Origin of the sequence: Exiguobacterium sp. UBA7533 (genome assembly GCF_002479335.1) — a bacterium.
Lineage (GTDB): Bacteria > Bacillota > Bacilli > Exiguobacteriales > Exiguobacteriaceae > Exiguobacterium_A.
In genome coordinates this window covers 339,292-360,737 of record NZ_DLMP01000003.1, presented here as the reverse complement: position 1 = coordinate 360,737, position 21,446 = coordinate 339,292, and the positions used below count along the sequence as shown (strand labels likewise).

Here is a 21,446-nt window from a genome sequence, read left to right as displayed (position 1 = left end):
CCATAGAAAAAAGACCTTGGTCCCCGCCAAGGTCTTTTTTCTATGGTCTGAGACCGGGGAGTCTCAGATTACTTCTACACCAGAGCGAACATCTGGACTACGAGATAGGTCTGTTTCGACCACGGGGATGGTCTTTTCTTTATCGAGCTATCTGTGGACCATTCGGATGAGACGATCTAAGGGGGAACGTCGTAAGTCATGCGAATGGACACACGATGAGTCACGTGATGAAATGGGTGGGTCCCATTTGATTTCGCTGGTTAGAAAAAGTAAGTTCTTCAACGCTCTTGACTCGGGGAAGTCACCTTGCGCTTGATTGAGGATGTGGGGTCAATCACTACCTCTTGAACTCGAAGTAATCGTATCAAATCTTAGTTGTCCGTACAAGTGATTGATATGCAATTCACATAACGTTCACAGGGTAGCGGCGACAGCAGAGACGATTCGTTCACTTGCTAGTTTTCCTGAAAGCGTCACCATTGGACTACCACCACCAGGATGCGTTGATCCACCAGCAAAAAACAAATTGTGAACATTCTTTGAACGGTTGCTCGGACGGAGGAAAGACGACCGGATGCCATTGGATGACAAGCCATACAACGAGCCGTGATAAGCAAAGAAGGTTTGTTCGATATCCTGTGGTGTGACCCGTTGTTCGTAGACGACATCTGATGAAATATCAATTCCAAACGACTGCAACCGTTGATTGATCAGTTGATCATACGTATCAAAATCAATCGCATGTCCAGTATCTGTCGCAGGCGCGTTGACGAGTACAAACAGATTGTCACCCGCTTGTCCCATTTCTGGGGCTGTGACGGAAGAATTGGAGATATAGATCGTCGGTTCCTCCGCATAACGTTTTTCATCAAAAAGTGCTTTGAACTCTGCTTCGTAATCTGAAGAGAAGAAGACGTTATGATGAGCCAGTCCTTCGATCCGCCGTGAGAGACCGATGCAACGGACATAGGCAGAAATGGACGGTTCGACTTGAGTAGGCGTCGGATTTTTAAAATCAGGTCGTGCGGTTTCTGAGATCAGACGTGGATATTGTGTCAACAAATCACCGTTCATGACGACGAAGTCGACGGGTAGATACTCTAAATGATTCAATTCGATTTCCGTTGCTTGTCCGTCGACGACTTCGATCTGGGTCACCTCATCTCCAAGCCGGAAGACGACACCGAGTTCTTTTGCACGTCGAGCGAATCCTTCTGCGATTGCTGTATTGCCGCCATTCGTGAAGTAGACGCCGTCATTTAGTTCTAAATGAGCGATTAAACTGAAGGTAGCAGGTGTTTGATACGGACTGCTCCCGATATATGTCGCATAACGATCAAGTGCCTGAATTAACTCTTTATCCTTAAAGTAGTGTTTATGCAGTCCATGGAGACTTTGAAAGGGATGTACTTTTAGCATGTCACGCCACAGGGAAGGGCGGACATATGAATCGATATTTGTGAAAAATTGTCGTTTGGCGATCGTATGCAACTTCGCGACTTCCTCTTGGTAACCGGCAATATCGTTTTTCGCCAACTGACCGTTCGTGAAACGATCTACTTCTGTTCGCATCGCTTCTCGCCCAGACGAAAAGGTTAACGTGCGTCCGTCTGAAAAGTGATTGATCGTATGGCGCTCAAGTTTCGTAAATGTAAAGTATTCATCGGGATCTGCTCCGGACTCGAGAATGACAGACTGAAAGACTTCCGGCATTGTGATCGTATTAGGTCCGAAGTCGAAGCGATGTCCTTCTGTGACGATCGGCATCATCTTGCCGCCAATATGTGCATTACGCTCGACGACAGTGACACGAAACCCTTTTGCCGCTAATGAAATGGCGGCGCTGAGTCCACCAAGACCGGCTCCGATGACAGCTATATGTTTCATACTATTGATTCCTCCTTATGAATAGGTTCGACCCTTCCATGTGATTTCCCGTTTCCTAAAGCTTCGAATCATCGCACTGGCTAGCAAGATGACATAAAGGAGTACCGCCAGTGGATGAAGCCACCAAACATGTCGGATTTGTGCCGCACGATCGATCCGGAATCTTGCTAAGTAAAGAAGAATCAGTGCGCCACCCATCTGCCAGGATGGGTGAAGGATGAGATAAGGTAGGACACTTGCTTGAATCAAGTAAAAGAGTAGAAAGTATGATCCGACGACGTAGGAATCGTTCATCCCACGAAAGACATTCTTTAGAAAACCTTGCCAGACTTCTTCATTCGTGGCGTACATGTCGCAAGAAACAACTGGGGCGACTTCGACAAGTGTCGTTGTCCATCCATGTCGTTTAAATGTACGACAAAGCTCTAGGTCGTCTACAAGAGCCGTTCGAATGCTGTCATGTCCACCGACTTGTTCGTAAGCATGTCGTTCGACGAGGACGACCATTCCGTTCGCAGCGGCAAAAGCCGGATGTTTCACCTTGCGAAACGGAATCGGAAGATGCTGTGCGATAAGAACATGTTGTATCGGAATCAAACACTTCCCGAGAAACGTCGGTACAGGAAATGACGGAAAACCAGAAAGGAAAACGGCTCGTTCTGTTCGTAACGTTCCGTATAAGCGACAAATTGCATCAGGTGTCAGTGTCACATCAGCATCGAGAAATAATAGATAGTCCTCTGTCGTTCGTCTCGCGAGTTGATGACACGCATGGACCTTTCCTGCCCAGCCTACTGGTAAGGGAAGACCATCAATCACCGTAAAACGATTGTCTTGACCAATCCGATCGAGCAATAACTCACGCGTCCGATCGGTCGAACGATCTTCATATAAGTAGACGTGCATACCTGATGTCAAAGCGGGTTCCAGTGCGTCTAATAATTTTCGTACATTGCGCTCCTCGTTACGTAACGGGATGCAGATTGCTAGACTATCTGGTTGAACGGCATCCGTTAATCGAGGTAAAAAAGCTAAATTGACCCATGTGTAGAGACAGACAGCTAGAGCGAGGAAAAAAAAGAACCAACTCATGACCGAAGTGCCCGTAACCAGCGCTCCGTTCGCGCAGGGAGTGGTTCCCTTCGTTTTGAGATACAGCGATACAAATCAACACGCTCTGCCATCGCATCTGCTCGTATGTCGTCATATAATGCTGTTAGCTCTACTGTCAGACGTTTTACTTGGACACTGGATCGTTCGTCAGACAATGGATAAAAGCGACGCGTCCTTACATAGACATCCGGTTGCTGTTCATGTCCGTACGAATAGTAGAAGGCGACGAGAGACACGGTATCCGCATGACGCATTAATTGCGTTGCTCCACTTGCTAAGTGCATCGGTCGTTCTTCTTGATGCCGTTCCTCACCTTGAGGAAACATCCAGACGCTGCTTCCGTTTTGGAGTCGTGCTTTTGCATATTGAAGGCTTTTCTTGATATCAGAGAACGATGTCCGGTCGACAGAGAAAGCTCCGAGACGGGAGAAGAATGGAAAACGGGCGAGTCCTGCCTGGTCAATCATGACATAGGGGTCGTGATGGAAACAGGTCTGATCCAAATGAAAAAGAATCATACCATCCCACCAAGAACTATGCGTAGCAAGCATGAGTCCTGGGACGGGTAAATCGTCTGCGCGGTATAAAACACGGTGAAAATGACGCTGAATCAAAGCATGATCAACATACGCATGAAATACGGATTCAGCTAATTTGCTTTTGTTTGCTTCTTTCAACGATAACCCCTCGTTTCACAATGAAATAGACGATGAACGCACTTAAGCTGACCAAAGTGACGCCATAGAGACCAGCAACTCCTGCTGTTACACCGAATAAAGTGTGCAACATCAAAAAGAGATACTGATTGTTTTGTTCGAGTGCGGCATCCGTCGCTTTGACTTGATAGCGATTGATGAAAAAGGAAAAGACGAGCGCCGTTCCATACCACCCGAAGAAATTCTGTGTCGGAATATCGTAATACCATCCACCGTCTTGCCAAAGCCAATACGATTTCACGTTAGCAGCAACAGGATCGATCGCTAAATCGAGCCAAACGGCAAACAATGGAACGAGAATCAGTGTACTATAGCGAAATGAGAACAAACGGGAGAAAGCGAGACTCGCACCCATGACCGACAACCATGCAGCCCCAATCGTAATCGGCACACCTAATAACTGGACACCGAAATCCGACTCGTAACGATATGTTCCGAACGGCCAACCGGTATGGACCCCAATCGACTCAATGATGATCGAACCAAAAAAGATGAAGGGGATGACAAGACGTCCCTTCGGTAAGACATGCCAAAAATAGAGAGCTGCGTATAAGCCGGAAGCGAATAAAAAGACGGCATTGGCCCACTCGAGCCAAGGAGGAAGTAACGAAAAACCGACTAAGATCAAGCCAATGGCGAACCAAATCGAAAAGAAAATCCAAAGACGTTTATGAAACTGCTCCATGCGTGAGATTCCTCCATTTCCAAAATAGCTTCTGTCATAAGTATACCCATATATCTTGAAAACGAGCGAGGGAGAAGCGGTCTTATAAAAAAAGTGGTCCGGCTTCTCGCAAGAGAAACCGAACCACTTCCTATCATCATCCGTTTGAATGTTGTTTTTGCTTCTTCTTTTTGATAAATGAGAAAAGGAGAAACGCGATATACAACGGAACAGCAACGAACCAAAACGTCGACCACTCATTGCTACGCGCAATCATGACATACGTCACGTACAGCAACGTAAAGGTGATGACGAACGTATGGCGCGGAACGGGAATGTCTTTAAAACTTGGAATCTTGACACGACTGACCATCAAGAAGGCAAGACCTGTGAAGACAAGTGGGACCATCAAGTCGTTCATTCGTCCACTAAACAACGTGACGACGGCCAAAATACCACCTGCCGCCGTAATTGGTACACCTGAAAAATAAGCAGATGCCACATTCGTTGCCGATAAATTAAACCGGGCAAGACGGAATGCGCCGAACAACGGGAACAGAGCAGAGATTAGTAAACCAACTTCTCCGAATTCATAGAAATACGTATAGTAGGCCATCATTGCAGGTGCGACACCGAATGTCACGATATCTGCTAATGAGTCCAGTTCTTTTCCGAAGTCGCCTGCTACACCAAGCATCCGAGCAAGACGTCCGTCCAGACTATCAAGCATCATCGCGATGACGATTAGTAAGGTGGCATTTTGAAAATCACCTTTTGCTGCCATGACGATGGCTAAAAAACCACAATACAGATTTCCGAACGTAAATAGGTTGGGTATTGAATTACGAACACGATCTTTCCACAAAATGATTCCTCCTGCCACTTCATCGATACTACTCATCATACCATAATTAGGAGATGGAATTCAGCCGTTCGTAAAGAGAATCCCCTGAGTGAAAGATAAAAAATCATGAGGATTCAATCGAACTTGATGTCCACGTTTTCCAGCGGATATGATGATGAATGGTTCATGGATAGCACGATCCGATAAAAGAACCGGAAAATTCTTCTTAGCACCGATGGCAGAGACACCACCTCGAATATAGCCAGTCAGGAATTCTAACTCCTTCATCGGAACAAGCGCGACTTTTTTCGAATGCAATGCTTTAGCCGCTGCCTTTAGAGAGAGTTCTTCTTCCCCCGAAATGACGACGAAGACATATTTATTTTCGACCATTTTCAAAACAAGGGTTTTAAAAATGGTCGAAAGGGGGTAATTAATCTTTCTAGCGACGGCTTCAGCAGATAAATCATCAAGATCAACAGGATAAGTGAGGGATTCAAAGTCAATCTTAGACTGCTTCAGAAGCCTCTCGACGTTCGTTTTGCTCATGTGTTTCTCCTTTGACGAGTGAGTATTGGACCCATTTCCGTCCGTGCCAACGTTTCATGGCGAAAATGCCACGGAACCATTCGTCAGCAGAGAAGGCAATCCAGATTCCAAGTAAACCGAGACCGAAACCAAGACCAAGCGTATAACTTAGGACGACCGCGATTCCCCACATCGATAGAATACCGATGGCGACAGGGAAACGAACATCTCCTGCCGATTTAAGAGTTCCCATGAGCACGATGTTCATCGCGCGACCTGGTTCAAGAATGACGCTTGCCCAGAGTAGTGGGATACCGATTGCAATGATTTCGGGACTCGATGTGAACGCTGATAGAATCGATGAACCGAATGAAGCAAGAGCGACAGCTGAGATGAAGCTTGCGAAAACAGCGATCTTCAATGTTTTCACAGCACGTCCGTATGCTTGTTCAAATTGTTGAGCACCAACTTGGCGTGCGACGAGTAATTGAGTTCCTTGAGCGATGGCAAGCGTAAATAGGAAACAAAGCATCGTGATGTTTGATACATAAACACGAGCAGACAACGCTGCTTCACCAATCGTTGCGATGAATCCTGTGATGATGAGTTGTGAGAATTGATACGAGATCCCTTCACCAGCAGATGGGATTCCGATGTTCATGATTCGTTTCACATCCTCACGATTGAAATGAATCAAGTCTTTTACTGTAAAACGTAAAGAAAGTTTGCGGTAAACGACAAAGAACAACACAAGGACAGCGATTGTCCGGGCGATGACGATCGACCAAGCGACACCAGCAACACCGAGAACGGGAATGCCGAAGAGTCCAAGAACAGCGATGACGTTACCAAAAGCACTAACGAAATTCATGAGTAGCGTGACGTACATAGCATTTTTAGTGAATCCATGACTCCGAAGAATCGCACCCAGTGTCAGTGAGATGGCTTCTAAGAAAAGGAACAAACCAACGATCTTAATGAACGTTTCGCCATAAACGAGGGTCTCTCCTTCTAATGAGAAAAATCCAAGAAGTTGTCTTCCGAACAAGACGACGGTCAGAGAAACGATGAGACCGGTATACAAGTTAATTGCAAAAGCGGATCGAGCAGTTTGGCGAGCATTTTGTGTCTTTCTTGCACCAAGATACTGACCAATGATGATCGTTGCACCGACCGATGTGATATTGAATAAAATGATGAAGATATTCAAAATTTGATTGGATACGCCGACTGCCGCAGCAGCGCTATCCGAGTAATAACTTAAAATCAACGTTGCAATGATTCCGAGACTCATATGCAGTGCGATTTCAATGAATAATGGCCACGTAATGTGGAATAAGCTTGGTTGCTTGACTGTTTTCATAAAATAAATCCCCTTTGTTTCATAAAACGAATAGTGTTTCTTTATCTTTTTGAAACTATACGCCTTCAATTTTCATAATGAAAGAGGGTTTTTTGTCTTTCATCAAAAAAAAAGAGATTTAAAAGGATTTTCATAAAATATCACGAATACATCATAATGAACAATCATTCATTTTTAAAAGGTAGGGGAATCCGATGAAACGAGAACTGAATTATGTCGTCAAGGATCAGATTGCGACGTTAACGCTCGCTCGACCGAAACAATTGAATGCATTAACCTCGAATTTATTAGAAGAACTCGCAGACGCTTTAGAAGAAGCAAATCAAGATGAAGAAGTACGAGTCATCGTCTTGACTGGTGAAGGACGCGGTTTTTGCGCAGGACAAGATTTAAAAACTGTCTCTCCTGAGCTCGACCATGGTGAATATCTAAAGCAGTATTACCATCCTGTCGTTCGGGCAATCGCTAAATCGAAAAAACCGACGATTGCTGCCATCAATGGTGTAGCGGCAGGTGCCGGTTTATCATTGACGCTTGCCTGCGATTTCCGGCTCGTCCACGCGGAAGCGAAATTGTCGCTCGGATTCATCAATATCGGTCTTGTCCCGGATGCAGGAGCTCCGTATTTCTTACCTCGACTGATCGGAGCAGCAAAAGCAACGGAGCTTGCGTTACTCGGTGATACGATATCAGCAGACGAAGCCGTTTCGCTCAATCTTGCGACACGAAGCATCGAATCAGAGAAATTTGGAGAAGAGGTCACAGCTTTTGCTCGTCAGCTAGCGAATCGTCCGACGAAAGTGATCGGGTACATTAAGCAGCTGCAAGCAGCGAGTTATGAAAATAATTTGGAGGAAATGCTCGCTCAAGAAATCGTCTACCAGTCACGTGCTGGAAAAACGGAAGACCATCGTCATGCTGTTGAATCCTTCATCGAAAAAAAACGCCCTGTTTTTGTCGGACGATGAATCGAAGAACATATATAGAAGAAAGACGTCGGAAACGCACGATGCGCCGACGTCTTTTTAATTCAATTTCTTTTTGATTTTTCGTGCAGTCGCATGGGTGCGATTCGTTAATCCCGTAGAGATACGGAATAGTAAAATTCCAAGAAAAGCAGAAACAAAAATGTATATCCCAGTCAATGTCACGAATGCACCACTAGCGAGCGTGATGAAAAGTATCGAAAATTCACCACGTGGACCAAGACAGAAGCCAGATTCGATCGCATGATAATTCGATAGACCAAAGGACCTTCCGCCGAGGTAACCGACTAAGAATTTAGAGACGACTCCCCAAATGACAAGAGCGAAGAAAAATAGATCAATCGGTAATCCGTCAGTCAACTCGAATGACATTCCGAACGTGATAAAGAACAATGGTAATAATAAGTCTTGAAACGGCGTGACTAGTCGTCTAAGATAACGCGTCTCATCCAGTTCGGTTAACAGAATACCGATGATAAAGGCGCCAAGTACTTCTGACAATCCGAATAAAATACCGATACCGGAAAATAACAAGATTAACCCGATGATTCCGATGCCGGCATCAGGATGACGGTAGAGTGAATCGACGAGACGTTTCCGTCTTCGGATGAATAACGTCATGATGATTAAAGCAATGAAGAAGAAGGCGAACCCTAAAAAGATGATGCTGATTTTGGCAACCGAGAACGTCTCAGTCCCTAAAACGAACGGGGCCGTCGTCAGTAGGATCGGTGCCATCAAATCTTCGAAGACGAGTAAGGACAGCACGAAGCGATTCACATCCTGATGTTTATCCGGTTCCCGATCGAGCAGTCGAGCTGAAATCGAAGAACTCGTCGCATACAAGACACAGCCGATCAAAAACGATTCGGCGATGGAAAAACCGAACGATAAAGTCAACAGGATTGTTCCACCAAACGAAAGTAGAATATCGATGACTCCTGCTTTCCAAATGGAACGGAGCTGAATCAGCAAGTCCGCCACTGAAAATTTTAGGCCGAGTAAAAAGAACAGGACGATGATGCCCGCTTCTCCTCCGAGTTTCAGTTCTTCGGGAGGATCGTAATAAAATCCAAGGACGATTCCAATCAAGATGAAGGCCAGAATACTCGGGACGTGGAATCGTTCACTCAAGTAACTGATCGTAAACAAGCCAATGAGGATGAGACCGGCGTAAAAGAAAATTTCCATGGAGGATGTCCTCCTTTCTGTACCCTATACCCTAATTCGATGGCATTCATTAACTTGTTTTTATCTTGGAGAACGGATACAGAAAAAAGCCTGTACACAAAACTTCTTTTTAGAAGGTGGGTGTACAGGCTTTTAGGTGGTTATAAGACTTGAACGATCGTTCCAGAATACGCGGGGAGAGAAACATCAAGTGTCTGCTGGTGCGTGTTCGTCAATAAATCAAGTCCTCGACCAGCTTGTGGAGCGGTCAGCGAAACAGGAACATCTGAATTGTTGAAGTAGATATAATACAATCCTTCCGGGCTCATGCGACGCATGATGATCGTATTCGTCTCATCATTCGCATGAACGAAAGAAATGTGACCTTGGTTCGCAAGCGTCTTATGCTGCTTTCGAAGCTGTAACAAGTGTCGCGTATAGGCGAATAACTCCTGATCCTGCTCCTCTGGATCCCATGGCATGCATTTCCGACAGCCTGGATCTTGATCGCCATCGAGACCGATTTCATCACCATAATAGATGACGGGACTACCCGAGAACGTCAACATCGATAACAAGAGAAGACGAAGCTTTTGTTTGTTATTGCCAGCACGCGTCAACGCACGTGGTGTATCGTGTGAACCGATTAAATTAAAGGTCACTTCATTGACATTCATCGTGTTTGAGAACAATACATGCGACATATCGTTCGCATACGAAGTTGCTTTAGTCTTATCTAAAGCAAAGAAATTCAAAGCGGCATTCGTAAATGGATAGTTCATGACGGCGTCAAACTGGTCACCGAGCAACCATTCCTGTGAGTCATGCCAAATTTCACCAAGGATATACGTGTCAGGGTTGACTTCCTTGACGACTTGACGGAAATCACGCCAAAATGCGTGATCGACCTCGTTGGCGACGTCGAGTCGCCAGCCATCGATTCCGAATTCCTCGACCCAATAGCGGGCGACATGGAGTAAGTATGACTTTACTTCATCGTTCTCGGTATTGAATTTCGGCATCTCAGGTACGAAAGCAAATGTATCGTAGTTCGGTAGCGGTTCGGTCACGAGTGGGAAATCGCGCAAGTGGAACCATTCCTTATATGTCGAATGACTACCATGTTCACGGATATCAGCAAAGGCTTTATGGTGGAAGCCAGCGTGATTAAAGACGGCATCTAGCATGATGCGAATACCATGTGCATGTAACAAATCAACCATTTCCTTGAATTTTTCTTTCGTGCCGAACTGTGGATCAATTTCTAAGTAATCGATCGTATCGTATTTATGATTCGATTTCGCCAAGAAGATCGGACAGAAGTAAATGCCAGTAATACCGAGCTCAACAAGGTAGTCGATATGATCGATGACACCTTGGAAATCTCCACCGAAGAGATTCGTCGTCGATGGTGCCGTGCTGTTCCACGGAAGTGTACCAGCAGGATCGTTCGTCGTATCACCATTTGCAAAGCGGTCCGGGAAGATTTGATACCAGACCGTATCCTGGACCCAATCCGGTGCAGTGAATACATCGACTGCATTAAGGAAAGGCACACAGAAATAGTAGCCGGTATCATCGAGTGGTTTTTCGTCGAACCATCCACGTTCTGTAAAGATTTGGCTTGTCGCACCGTCATGGAGACGGAAACCATATCGTAGACGACGGAAGGGTGGAACGACATCAATGAACCAATAATCATATAGTTCATCAGAGCCACTACGCTTCATCGGCGTTTCGAATGTATTCCAGTAGTTTGATTTCGAGGGATCGAAGTTCCAGTCGGCGGCATCTGGGTTTTCAGTATGCCAATCATACGGATCGCCCCAAATCAAATCGACGCGATCAACGTCATTTTTTTTTGTTTGTAAACGGATGTGGATCGTTCGCTCGTCATACTTATAGACGAAGGGAGACATCGCACGGTGAAACACAGCTTCTTTGAACATGGCAGTCACTCCTTAACGCAATCGTTTGCATCGTATTGATTATATCTTCGACCTAAGAATAGTAAAGCGCTTTCTTAAAGTCAATTGCAATCCCATGAAATCAAGGATTCCTGATAAAAGTCGAGAGTATGATGCAATCGTTTGCATCATGTTGTGCAAACGATAAAAATGAAAACGTTTTCTTTTTGTTTGCTTATCCAATCTAGCATTTGATTCAAATAATGAAATCAGAAATAAAAAGTTTTTGAAATGTAAGAAAATAATTGATTAAAAGGTCTTGTCAAAAGGATTTTAGATTGTATAATAAAAATGTAAAGGTGATGCAAACGTTTTCATAAAACGCTTACAACCATTTGGTTGTTATCATGGGAAAATGGTTGTGCCTTTATGCAAACGTTGTGCATTAAAACGTATCATTCATAAGTTAACTTGGGGAGGAAATTTCAATCATGGAAATGAAAAAATTCGTAGCAGGTCTTTCTGTATCTGTCATGGCAATGGGTGCACTTGCAGCATGTGGCGGTGGATCAGATTCTGATTCTTCATCTTCAGAATCAGGCAGTAAAAAACCATCTAAAATCGTCGTCTGGGAAGATACAGACAAAGCTGAAACGACAAAAGCGGCAGCTAAAGCGTTCGAAGAAAAAGAAGGCGTGAAAGTCGAAGTCAAAGAAGTCAAAATGACGGATCAGCAAAAGAAAGTAGCACTTGATGGACCAGCAGGTAAAGGACCAGACATCATGCTTCTTCCTCACGATCAAATTGGTACAGTCGTTGACCAAGGGTTGATTGCTGAACTTAAAGACGGAGAAAAAGCACTTGAGCCGTTCCTCGATACTGCAAAATCAGCAGTAACGTTTGACGGGAAAGTCTACGGATATCCGAAAGCCATTGAAACACCAATCCTCCTTTTCAATAAAGATGAACTAAAAGAAGCACCAACTTCGATGGATGACTTATACAAACTGTCTACTGAAAAGAAAAAAGATGGTAAGTACGGATTCCTTGCTCTGTGGGACAACTTCTACTTCGCATACGGTCCAATCGGTGGATACGGTGGTTATGTCTTTAAAGACAATGGTGGCAAATTGGATCCAGCAGATATCGGCTTGAACAATAAAGGTGCCGTCGAAGGAATGGATTACATCGGTAAATGGTATAAAGAGGGTCTCTTCCCGAAAGGTCTCATCGGTGGTGGCGGTGGTCAAGCCATGGACCAACTCTTCGGTGATAAAAAAGCTGCAGCTGTCATGAACGGACCATGGGCTGTTGCAAGTTATAAGGAAAAAGGTATCAACCTTGGAGCTTCGGAACTTCCAAAACTTCCAAACGGTGAACCGATCAAAACTTTCGTTGGTGTAAAAACATACGCAATTTCAGCATACTCAGAAAATGCTGAGTGGGCTGAAAAGTTCTTGGCTTCTCTCACTGGTAAAGATAACGCGAAAGCAATGTTCGAGAAATACAACGAGATCCCACCAGTCACTGAACTTCAAGAAGATGCAACAATCAAGGACAATGAAGTCGCAGCAGCAGTCTTCGCGCAAGCGAAAAACGGTGTACCTATGCCGAACATCGCTGAAATGGGTCAAGTTTGGGAGCCGATGGCAGCAGCACTTCAACTTGTTGCAACGAACAAACAAGACGCACAAAAATCAGCAGATGATGCTGTCAAACAAATCAAGCAACAAATCGAAGCAAACAATCAATAAGCGTAAGTGGAACGCATGAATCCATGACAAAGAGATAAAGAGAGGGGGATCTTGGATTCCCCCTCATCTTTATGGTTGGAAGAGAAGCCTGAGGTCAGACATGACCTTTGGAAAGGAGAACGGACGATGGCTGCGATTGCAACACCACACCCGACGAATCCAACGCCTGAAAAAAAGACGAACCACCGCAAGATTGCGGCGCTGATGTCGATCATTCCAGGAGTAGGACAACTATACAATAAACAATTCCTTAAAGGCGCGACATTTTTTATTGTCGTACTTTCATATTTCCTCGTTAACTTTGAACTGTTCTTCAAAGGAGCCGGAAATGGTCCTGGCGATCGCGGAGCGATCTGGGGCTTGATTACACTCGGTGAGGTACCAGGCGTAAGGGGGGATCACTCGATCTTTCTAATGGTCGAGGGCATCATTGCCTTGATTTTACTTGTCTTTGGTATCGCCATTTACGTCTGGAACTTTATCGATGCGTATCGAATCGGTAAGTTACGTGACATGAACCTCGAAGTACCTTCCTTGAAGATGCAACTACGGAACTTCCGCGATAACGGGTTCCCGTACGCGATGTTGATTCCTTCACTAGTACTTTTAGTGTTCACGGTCGTCTTACCGTTGATCTTTACATTCTTGATTGCGTTTACGAACTACAAATTCAACAACTCACCACCAGCGAAGCTGGTCGACTGGATCGGCATCCAAAACTTCCTGAACATTTTCACCGTCGATATTTTCCGTGATACGTTCGTGAGCGTTCTTGGTTGGACGCTTGTCTGGACCGTCGCTTCGACGACAGGGGTCATCGCAATTGGAATCGGCCTTGCAGTCTTGCTGAATCAAAAAGGACTCAAAGGAAAACGTTTCTTCCGTTCGATCTTGATTCTTTCATGGGCAGTACCAGCGTTCATCACGATTTTGATCTTCCGCTCGATGTTCAATGAAACTTTCGGTGTCTTCAATACGACATTGTTACCAGCGATCGGTCTTGAGAATGGTCTCGACTGGATGACGGATCCGACGTATACGAAGCTTGCCTTGATTGGTATTCAGTGGTGGTTAGGATTCCCATACATCATGACGCTGACGACAGGAATCTTACAGTCGATTCCTGAAGATCTTTATGAAGCGGCGACGATTGACGGAGCAACAGCAGGCGAGAAATTCCGCCTAATCACGTTACCGATGATTCTATTTGCAACGGCACCAATCTTAATCACGCAGTATACGTTCAACTTCAATAACTTCAATATCATTTATCTCTTCAACAATGGTGGACCGGCAGTACCGGGACAATCAGCAGGTGGAACGGATATCTTGATTTCATGGATTTACAAATTATCGCTCGGCTCAAATCCGCAATACGGATTCGCAGCAGCCATCACGCTTGTGTTGTCGTTCTTCATCATGACGATTGCCGTCATTCAGTTCAAGCGTTCAAAATCATTCAAAGATGAGGATATGATCTAATATGAGAAAACAAAACCGAATTAATATGGCGTTGTCATATCTCATTTTGACGATCGCCTCCATCATTATCGTCTATCCACTTCTTTGGGTCGTGGGTACCTCACTGAATCCAGGGAAAAGCATTACATCGGATATTTTCCCAAGTAATCCGACATTAATTCACTATTTCGATTTGTTTGATCCAGCAAAAACGGATTACGGCATGTGGTACTTGAATACGATTAAGATCGCCGTCATCACGATGGTGGTATCCGTCGCTTTGATTACGTTAACAGGATATATTTTTTCACGTTATCGCTTTGTCGGTCGGAAAAATTCACTAATCCTATTCCTCGTGTTGCAGATGGTACCGCAATTCGTTGCAATCATTGCGATTTATGTCCTGCTTAATATGTTAGAATTATTTGATACGCATCTGGCGCTTATCTTACTCTATTCAGGTGGCGCGATTCCAATGAATACGTATCTTGCCAAAGGATATTTTGATACGATTCCAAAAGAACTTGATGAGGCGGCACGGATGGATGGTGCCGGTCACTTACGAATCTTCTGGCAAATCATCTTACCGCTCGCAAAGCCGATGGTCGCCGTCATCGCGTTGTTCAACTTCATGGCTCCATTTAACGATTTCATCTTAGCATCGCTTGTGCTGCGTTCTCCTGAGAAACAGACGCTTGCGGTCGGGTTGTATAACATGGTGTCAGAGCAGTTCGACAACAACTTTACGTTATTCGCGGCAGGTGCCGTATTATCAGCAGTTCCAATCGTTCTTCTTTTCTTCGCATTCCAGCGTTTCTTCGTTTCTGGTTTGACAGCTGGTGGAACGAAAGGATAATCATAAGGGGGAAATCAGCGGCATGAGACGAGGCATAATGCTTCTCCTCTTGCCGCTTCTCTTGTCTATCGGACTTCAACCGATGATCGGGGAAGCAGCAAGTTGGGAAAAAGAACGGATGTATTTCATCATGGTTGATCGGTTCGAGAACGGAGACCCGAGTAATGACCGAGAGGCGGATCCTGAGAATCCAAAAGCCTTCCAAGGTGGAGATTTAGCAGGGGTGACGAAACGTCTTGATTACATCAAGAAAAAAGGCTTCACATCAATTTGGTTAACACCAATCTTTAAGAACCGTCCAAATGGGTATCATGGATACTGGACGGATGATTATTACGAGATTGATCCGCATTTTGGAACAAAAGAAGAGTTCAAGCGTCTCGTCAAGGAAGCGCATGACCGAGATATCAAGGTCGTTCTCGATCTTGTCGTCAATCACTTAGGACCGAATCACCCAATGGTCAAAGAAAAACCGGACTGGTTCCATAAAAATCAACCCATCATGAACTGGAATAACCCATCGGAAGTCGAAAATAATTGGTTTTTTGATTTACCAGACTTCAATACGGAAAATCCTGAAGTTGTGAATTACTTAATTGATGTTGCGAACTACTGGGTCGATGAAACGGGTATAGACGGTTATCGACTGGATACGGTTCGCCATGTGCCAGCCGCATTTTGGAAAACATTCATTCCTGCAGTAAAGGAAAAGCATCCAAACTTATTCTTACTGGCTGAAGTGTTTGACGGAGATCCGCGAAAAATTGCCTCCTATTCAAAATTAGGCTTTGATTCCGTCACGAATTTCCCGTTTTATTATGGGATTAAGGACCAGTTTGCCCGCAAAAATGGTTCAGCGGAAGAACTCGATTCAGTTTATAATCGAGATACTACGTTTAATCCGAATGCTAAAGGACTTGCAACTTTCATTGACAATCATGATGTCAAACGTTTCATCACGGAAGCGAAGATTAGTGGCGCAAAAGAAGAGGAGCGTCAACTTCGATTAGCGCTGTTTGCACTCTATGCTGCTCCAGGTATGCCAATCGTCTACCAAGGAACAGAGGTAGCGATGCCAGGCGGTGAGGATCCCGGAAACCGGATGATGATGACATTTGATCAAAACAAGAAGATGCAACAGTACGTAAAAACGTTGAATGAGATGCGCGAGGACTACCCAGCGTTTGCCACAGGGAAGCAACGCTTGATCGCAAAAACGGATCATATGGCGGTCTACTCACGGGAAACCAAACAACAACAAGTCGTTTATGCGATTAATCTTGGGGAGAAAAAAACGAGCTTACGTGTATCTGCGAAGGAAATCGGTAATGATCAGCGTTTGAGAGGTCTTTTATTCTCAGACTTGGTGCGTCAAGATGGTGACGCGTATGAAATCACGCTCGATGCAAGTAGCGCAAATAGCTACGTCATCGAAAAATCACAAGTCAATTGGTGGTCGATCGTCGCAATCGGTGCAATCGCTCCAATTTTAGCGCTCATACTTCTTCTCGTTCACCGTAAACGGATGCAACGTCAAACGAAATAAAATACTTAAGTAGGGGAAATGTGAGGTGAAGGGGATGCAGGTAACAATCAAGGATGTAGCACGGGAGGCAAATGTCGCACCCTCGACGGTGTCACGCGTCATCGCGAACAGTTCGCGTATCAGTCAAAAGACGAAAGAACGGGTACGACAGGCGATGGATGAACTCGGATACTATCCGAACGTTCATGCGCGCAGTCTAGCGAATCGGACGACACAAGCGATTGGTCTCGTCATGCCGAGTGCCGCAACAAAAACGCTTCAAAATCCATTCTTTTCGGAAGTCATTCGAGGGATTAGTACAAAAGCGCATCAAAATGGATATTCGCTTTATATGACGACAGGTGTCTCGGAAGAAGAGGTTTACGAAGGTGTCGTCTCGATGGTTCAGGGTCGCCGCGTCGATGGTGTCGTCGTTCTTTATTCCCGAACGGATGATAAAGTCGTTCAATTTTTGCAAGACTCGAAGTTCCCGTTCGTCGTCGTCGGGAAACCATTCAGTGATTCGTCGCACGTCACGTATGTCGATACGGATAATTATCTGGCAGGTCGAGAGGTAACGAAGTATTTACATCAACTCGGACACGAGTGCATCGCATTCGTAGGTGGCGCACAGGACTTAGCCGTGACGCAAGAGCGTGTCGGCGGATACAAGACGGCTCTCATGGAAGAGGGCATTCCAATTCAAGAGTCTTATATTGTCAGCGCACCATTTATGACGACAGGAGGGGCTGAAGCAGTCAAACGACTAATGTCACTTGAACACCCACCGACCGCTGTCGTTGTCAGTGACGACATGATGGCACTTGGTGTCATGAGTACGCTCAATGAGATGGGCATCAGTGTACCAGATCAAATGGCTGTCGTCAGTTTCAATAACTTGTTCATCGCAGAATTCTCAAGTCCACCGTTGACTTCTGTCGAAATCAATATCTTTGGACTTGGCTTTGAAGCAACGAATTGTTTGATTGAACAAATCAATGAAGATGCGACGCCTTATGGGAAACGCGTCATTGTCCCACACTATCTTGTCGTCCGTCAGTCTTGTGGCGGAAAATCCGAAGCATGAAACGAAAGTCTATGTTTAAACCGACGGGTTTAATCATAGACTTTTTTTGATGCAAGAGACATCTATTCCTAGTAAAAGGAAGCGGTTGCAGAAAAAGAAATTTATTTTCGTGCAAACGATTGCATTGAAGCTTTTTATGTGTACAATAAAGAATGTAGAGTACAGATGAAACGCTTACATGATCAGGCTAGCTGACATGTTTAGCATAAAAGGAGCGACTTGACGATGAAACGACTTTTTGAGGTCAATGAGTGGAAAATTACAGAGCTTGGTTTTCATCCAGAAGATAATCGACTAGCAGAATCGATGACATCGATCGGAAACGGTCATATGGGAATGCGCGGTACGTTTGAAGAAGAGTACACAGGTGACACACATCAAGGCATGTATGTCGCAGGTGTTTATTATCCAGATAAGACACGTGTTGGTTGGTGGAAAAATGGTTATCCGGAATACTTCGCGAAAGTACTCAATGCTGTCAATATCATGGGCTTAAAAGTATCCGTTAATGGAAAAGCAGTTGATTTGAACACGTGGGAAGTCGTCGACTTCAAACGCGAACTCGATATGCAACACGGTGTGTTGTCACGGACGATGCTGTTGAAACATGGGGAAGAGGAAATAAAAGTTGAATCCAAACGTTTCTTCTCGATTGTCGATAAAGAAATCGCAGCCTTGCAATATACGGTAACACCTGTCAATTTCGAAGCAGAGATCATCATTGAATCGTATCTCGATGCGGATGTTGAGAATGAAGACTCAAACTATGATGAGAAGTTCTGGCTTCCCGTTGAACACGGAATCGAAGAGCGTTTTGGTTACGTCACGTCGAAGACGAAAAAGCTTGATTGGCATGTGACAGCAGCTATGATCACGGATGTCGAAGGCGCACGTTGTGAAGTCGTTGACGGCAATACGCAGTATGTCGCGAATCGTTTTACGAAACAAGCAGTAGTCGGAGAAGGTGTCACTGTCGAGAAATTCGTTGCGCTCGTAACGAATCGTGACTATGACATCGACGCATTACTGGAACAAGCGATGAAACGGGTTCATACCGCTTTCGAATCCGGATTTGATACATTACTTGCGACACATGAAGCAGCGTGGTTGCATCACTGGGAAGAAGCAGACGTGAAGATTGAAGGAGATGTCGAAGCACAACAAGGGATTCGATTTAATATCTTCCATATGTTCCAGACATACACAGGCGAAGATTCACGCCTTAACATTGGACCGAAAGGATTCACGGGCGAAAAGTATGGCGGTGCGACGTATTGGGATACAGAAGCGTACTGCTTGAACTTCTACCTCGCGACGTCGAAGCCGGAAGTGGCTTGGAACCTACTCAAATATCGGCATAATCAATTACCGCAAGCAAAAGAAAACGCGGATAAGAATGTCGGGATGAAGGGTGCGCTTTATCCAATGGTGACGATGAATGGAGAAGAGTGCCACAACGAGTGGGAAATTACGCATGAAGAGATTCACAGGAACGGCGCGATCGCGCATGCGATTTATAATTACACGAACTACACGGGTGACACGTCGTATCTCGGACAATACGGATTTGAAGTGTTAGTCGAGATTGCTCGTTATTGGGCAAGCCGTGTCAATTATGTGGCGCATAAGGATGTCTACATGATTCTTGGGGTGACGGGACCAAATGAATACGAGAACAACGTGAACAACAACTGGTATACGAATCTGATCGCAGCATGGTGTCTCGAATATACACAGACCGTTCACCGTCATCTAGCACAAGAAGAACCAGAACGTTTGCAAGAACTCATGCATCAATTAGCGTTGACGGATGAGGAACTGGCGAAGTGGGCAGATATCGACGCGAAGATGTATTATCCAAAAGATGAAGCAGCTCCTGGTATCTTCATGCAACAGGATGGCTTCATGGATAAGGAACAAATTTTGGTCGCTGAACTCGATCCAAAACATCTTCCGCTGAACCAGAATTGGTCTTGGGACCGGATCCTTCGCTCTGTATTCATTAAACAGGCAGATGTCCTGCAAGGTCTCTACTTCTTGACGGATCGCTTCAGTCTAGAAGAGAAGAAAGCGAACTTCGATTTCTATGAACCACGTACGGTTCACGAATCATCATTATCTCCATGTATCTACTCGATCATTGCAGCGGAAGTCGGCTATGAGGAAAAGGCAGTTGAATTGTACCAACGTTCGGCACGACTTGATCTCGATAACTACAACAATGATACAGAAGACGGATTACACATCACGTCGATGGTTGGATCTTGGATGTCGATCGTCCATGGATTCGCTGGATTACGGGTAGCGAACGATACGTTGTCCTTTAAGCCGATGTTGCCAAAAGGCTGGACAAGCTATGCGTTCCGGATGCAGTGGCGCGGTCATCATATCCATGTCCATGTTCAGCCAAACGCCGTCGAAATCACTCAGACGGAAGGCGAAGCATTCAGCTTAAACGTTCATGGAACGACTGTAGAAGTTCCGGCAGGAGGAAATATTACGGTGCCTGCTTCGATGACAGTATAAATACGATGAAAAAGAACTGATGCCAAGTCGGTTCTTTTTTTGTGTAACACGAATTAGAGGACACCTTTGTCACAAATGAAAACGCCATCATGAAAAAGAACATCAATCTTTGGAAATCTTGACTATCCGACGACATTTGAATGTGCTAAAGTGTTTCAAGATAGTTATGAATGAGAGGAGAACGGCATGTGACAGCAGTAGTAAAGGAAAGTATGTTAAAAGTGATCGTGGCTACGATCGGAGGATTCGTCATTGCCGTTGCCATGAACTGGTTTTTGATTCCAAGTGGTGTTTATTCGACTGGATTTACAGGACTTGCCCAAATCTTGACGCAAGTCCTTCAAAATACAGCGTTTGCGTTTGGTGAAAACGTTTGGTTCTTAGCGCTGAACTTACCTTTGATCGTGCTTGCATGGATCATGTTAGGTCGGAGTTTTACAATCGTCACGTTGATTTCGGTTCTGGCAACGACGATTTTTATTGGTCTTATTCCTCAATATGCTGTCATACCAGGTGATCAGACACTGAATGCAGTGTTTGGAGGGGTCTTGCTTGCGATTGGTACCGGTATCACGATTAAATTCGGTGCTTCAACGGGTGGGTTTGATATCGTCGCCCTCATCTTTGCCCGTTTCTCCGATCGCAGTGTCGGCTTATATCTGTTCGTCTTGAACTTTTTGATCGCATTATTGGCAGGTGCGTTGTTCGGCTGGTCGACTGCCTTATATACGATCGTCTTCATCTACGTGACTTCTAAGGTCGTCGATGAGATTCATACAAGTAACCAACGCTTGACGATTTTTATTGTCACGAATCATGCGGATGACATCACGACGGCTCTGCATCAGCACATCATTCGTGGAATCACGCAGATTCCTTCGATCGGTACGTATTCACGAGCTGAGAAAGCGACGTTGATGATGGTCATTGAGCGTCACGAATTGCGGGATATCGAACGGATTTGTCGGGAAGCGGACGAGACAGTATTCATCAACGTCGTCGCGACGGACTCGGTCGTTGGATACTTCCGAAAAGGATAATGAAAAAGGCACTTGCTCT

17 protein-coding genes are annotated in these 21,446 nt (G+C 45.0%); 8 read left to right on the top strand and 9 right to left on the bottom strand.

Features of this window, described 5'->3' with window-relative positions:
* Nucleotides 1–414: 414 nt before the first annotated feature.
* The 7 genes from B2U10_RS07330 to B2U10_RS07300 all read right to left on the bottom strand — a co-directional run bounded on the left by B2U10_RS07330 (nucleotide 415) and on the right by B2U10_RS07300 (nucleotide 7,115).
* Complete coding sequence (locus tag B2U10_RS07330) at nucleotides 415–1,887, bottom strand: phytoene desaturase family protein (RefSeq protein ID WP_290748682.1); 1,473 nt, start codon at nucleotides 1,885–1,887, stop codon at nucleotides 415–417.
* Between the two features lie 15 nt (nucleotides 1,888–1,902).
* Nucleotides 1,903–2,979, bottom strand: coding sequence for a glycosyltransferase (locus tag B2U10_RS07325; RefSeq protein ID WP_056060018.1), 1,077 nt, complete (start codon nucleotides 2,977–2,979; stop codon nucleotides 1,903–1,905).
* Nucleotides 2,976–3,677 (bottom strand): lysophospholipid acyltransferase family protein, encoded by a 702-nt coding sequence (locus B2U10_RS07320; RefSeq protein ID WP_290748686.1) that lies wholly within the window; start codon nucleotides 3,675–3,677, stop codon nucleotides 2,976–2,978. The genes B2U10_RS07325 and B2U10_RS07320 overlap by 4 nt, the downstream gene beginning before the upstream one ends.
* Nucleotides 3,646–4,401: a carotenoid biosynthesis protein gene (locus tag B2U10_RS07315; RefSeq protein ID WP_035409339.1), complete on the bottom strand. Its 756-nt coding sequence runs from the start codon at nucleotides 4,399–4,401 to the stop codon at nucleotides 3,646–3,648. Before B2U10_RS07315 ends, B2U10_RS07320 begins: the two co-directional genes overlap by 32 nt.
* 136 nt (nucleotides 4,402–4,537) lie before the next feature.
* A complete protein-coding gene (pssA, locus tag B2U10_RS07310) occupies nucleotides 4,538–5,284 on the bottom strand; it encodes a CDP-diacylglycerol--serine O-phosphatidyltransferase (RefSeq protein ID WP_174316042.1) in 747 nt (248 codons plus the stop codon).
* A 21-nt stretch (nucleotides 5,285–5,305) separates the two neighbouring features.
* Nucleotides 5,306–5,773, bottom strand: coding sequence for an aminoacyl-tRNA deacylase (locus tag B2U10_RS07305; protein WP_035409337.1), 468 nt, complete (start codon nucleotides 5,771–5,773; stop codon nucleotides 5,306–5,308).
* Nucleotides 5,733–7,115 (bottom strand): MATE family efflux transporter, encoded by a 1,383-nt coding sequence (locus B2U10_RS07300; RefSeq protein ID WP_035398439.1) that lies wholly within the window; start codon nucleotides 7,113–7,115, stop codon nucleotides 5,733–5,735. Before B2U10_RS07300 ends, B2U10_RS07305 begins: the two co-directional genes overlap by 41 nt.
* A 194-nt stretch (nucleotides 7,116–7,309) precedes the next feature.
* Here B2U10_RS07300 and B2U10_RS07295 point away from each other — a divergent pair, with 194 nt between their 5' ends.
* Nucleotides 7,310–8,083, top strand: a complete 774-nt coding sequence (locus B2U10_RS07295) for an enoyl-CoA hydratase/isomerase family protein (RefSeq protein ID WP_035409335.1) — start codon at nucleotides 7,310–7,312, stop codon at nucleotides 8,081–8,083.
* A gap of 57 nt (nucleotides 8,084–8,140) precedes the next feature.
* Here B2U10_RS07295 and B2U10_RS07290 read toward each other — a convergent pair whose 3' ends face one another.
* Nucleotides 8,141–9,292: a cation:proton antiporter gene (locus B2U10_RS07290; protein ID WP_290782386.1), complete on the bottom strand. Its 1,152-nt coding sequence runs from the start codon at nucleotides 9,290–9,292 to the stop codon at nucleotides 8,141–8,143.
* Nucleotides 9,293–9,432: 140 nt separating this feature from the next.
* A complete protein-coding gene (locus B2U10_RS07285; RefSeq protein WP_290786531.1) occupies nucleotides 9,433–11,220 on the bottom strand; it encodes a glycoside hydrolase family 13 protein in 1,788 nt (595 codons plus the stop codon).
* Between the two features lie 455 nt (nucleotides 11,221–11,675).
* Between B2U10_RS07285 and B2U10_RS07280 the strand changes: the two genes are divergently transcribed.
* From B2U10_RS07280 to B2U10_RS07250, 7 genes are all read left to right on the top strand, one after another.
* Nucleotides 11,676–12,932 carry an extracellular solute-binding protein gene (locus tag B2U10_RS07280; RefSeq protein ID WP_035409778.1) on the top strand — a complete coding sequence of 419 codons (1,257 nt, stop codon included), beginning with the start codon at nucleotides 11,676–11,678 and terminating at the stop codon, nucleotides 12,930–12,932.
* Nucleotides 12,933–13,058: 126 nt separating this feature from the next.
* Entirely contained in the window at nucleotides 13,059–14,414 is a 1,356-nt protein-coding gene (locus tag B2U10_RS07275) for a carbohydrate ABC transporter permease (protein WP_035409329.1), read from the top strand.
* Between the two features lies 1 nt (nucleotide 14,415).
* On the top strand, nucleotides 14,416–15,249 hold the full coding sequence (locus B2U10_RS07270) for a sugar ABC transporter permease (protein WP_035409327.1): 834 nt from the start codon (nucleotides 14,416–14,418) through the stop codon (nucleotides 15,247–15,249).
* Nucleotides 15,250–15,271: 22 nt separating this feature from the next.
* On the top strand, nucleotides 15,272–16,795 hold the full coding sequence (locus B2U10_RS07265; protein ID WP_290786528.1) for an alpha-amylase family glycosyl hydrolase: 1,524 nt from the start codon (nucleotides 15,272–15,274) through the stop codon (nucleotides 16,793–16,795).
* A 34-nt stretch (nucleotides 16,796–16,829) separates the two neighbouring features.
* Complete coding sequence (locus tag B2U10_RS07260) at nucleotides 16,830–17,861, top strand: LacI family DNA-binding transcriptional regulator (protein ID WP_056061891.1); 1,032 nt, start codon at nucleotides 16,830–16,832, stop codon at nucleotides 17,859–17,861.
* A gap of 225 nt (nucleotides 17,862–18,086) precedes the next feature.
* Nucleotides 18,087–20,387, top strand: coding sequence for a glycoside hydrolase family 65 protein (locus B2U10_RS07255; protein ID WP_035409323.1), 2,301 nt, complete (start codon nucleotides 18,087–18,089; stop codon nucleotides 20,385–20,387).
* Nucleotides 20,388–20,575: 188 nt separating this feature from the next.
* On the top strand, nucleotides 20,576–21,427 hold the full coding sequence (locus B2U10_RS07250) for a YitT family protein (protein ID WP_035409321.1): 852 nt from the start codon (nucleotides 20,576–20,578) through the stop codon (nucleotides 21,425–21,427).
* Nucleotides 21,428–21,446 lie beyond the last annotated feature (19 nt).

Coding starts and splice junctions, on each gene's coding strand:
- B2U10_RS07330 (WP_290748682.1), bottom strand. CDS start 1,887: ATGAAACATATAGCTGTCATCGGAGCCGGTCTTGGTGGACTCAGCGCC.
- B2U10_RS07325 (WP_056060018.1), bottom strand. CDS start 2,979: ATGAGTTGGTTCTTTTTTTTCCTCGCTCTAGCTGTCTGTCTCTACACA.
- B2U10_RS07315 (WP_035409339.1), bottom strand. CDS start 4,401: ATGGAGCAGTTTCATAAACGTCTTTGGATTTTCTTTTCGATTTGGTTC.
- pssA (WP_174316042.1), bottom strand. CDS start 5,284: ATGATGAGTAGTATCGATGAAGTGGCAGGAGGAATCATTTTGTGGAAA.
- B2U10_RS07305 (WP_035409337.1), bottom strand. CDS start 5,773: ATGAGCAAAACGAACGTCGAGAGGCTTCTGAAGCAGTCTAAGATTGAC.
- B2U10_RS07300 (WP_035398439.1), bottom strand. CDS start 7,115: ATGAAAACAGTCAAGCAACCAAGCTTATTCCACATTACGTGGCCATTA.
- B2U10_RS07295 (WP_035409335.1), top strand. CDS start 7,310: ATGAAACGAGAACTGAATTATGTCGTCAAGGATCAGATTGCGACGTTA.
- B2U10_RS07290 (WP_290782386.1), bottom strand. CDS start 9,292: ATGGAAATTTTCTTTTACGCCGGTCTCATCCTCATTGGCTTGTTTACG.
- B2U10_RS07285 (WP_290786531.1), bottom strand. CDS start 11,220: ATGTTCAAAGAAGCTGTGTTTCACCGTGCGATGTCTCCCTTCGTCTAT.
- B2U10_RS07280 (WP_035409778.1), top strand. CDS start 11,676: ATGAAAAAATTCGTAGCAGGTCTTTCTGTATCTGTCATGGCAATGGGT.
- B2U10_RS07275 (WP_035409329.1), top strand. CDS start 13,059: ATGGCTGCGATTGCAACACCACACCCGACGAATCCAACGCCTGAAAAA.
- B2U10_RS07270 (WP_035409327.1), top strand. CDS start 14,416: ATGAGAAAACAAAACCGAATTAATATGGCGTTGTCATATCTCATTTTG.
- B2U10_RS07265 (WP_290786528.1), top strand. CDS start 15,272: ATGAGACGAGGCATAATGCTTCTCCTCTTGCCGCTTCTCTTGTCTATC.
- B2U10_RS07260 (WP_056061891.1), top strand. CDS start 16,830: ATGCAGGTAACAATCAAGGATGTAGCACGGGAGGCAAATGTCGCACCC.
- B2U10_RS07255 (WP_035409323.1), top strand. CDS start 18,087: ATGAAACGACTTTTTGAGGTCAATGAGTGGAAAATTACAGAGCTTGGT.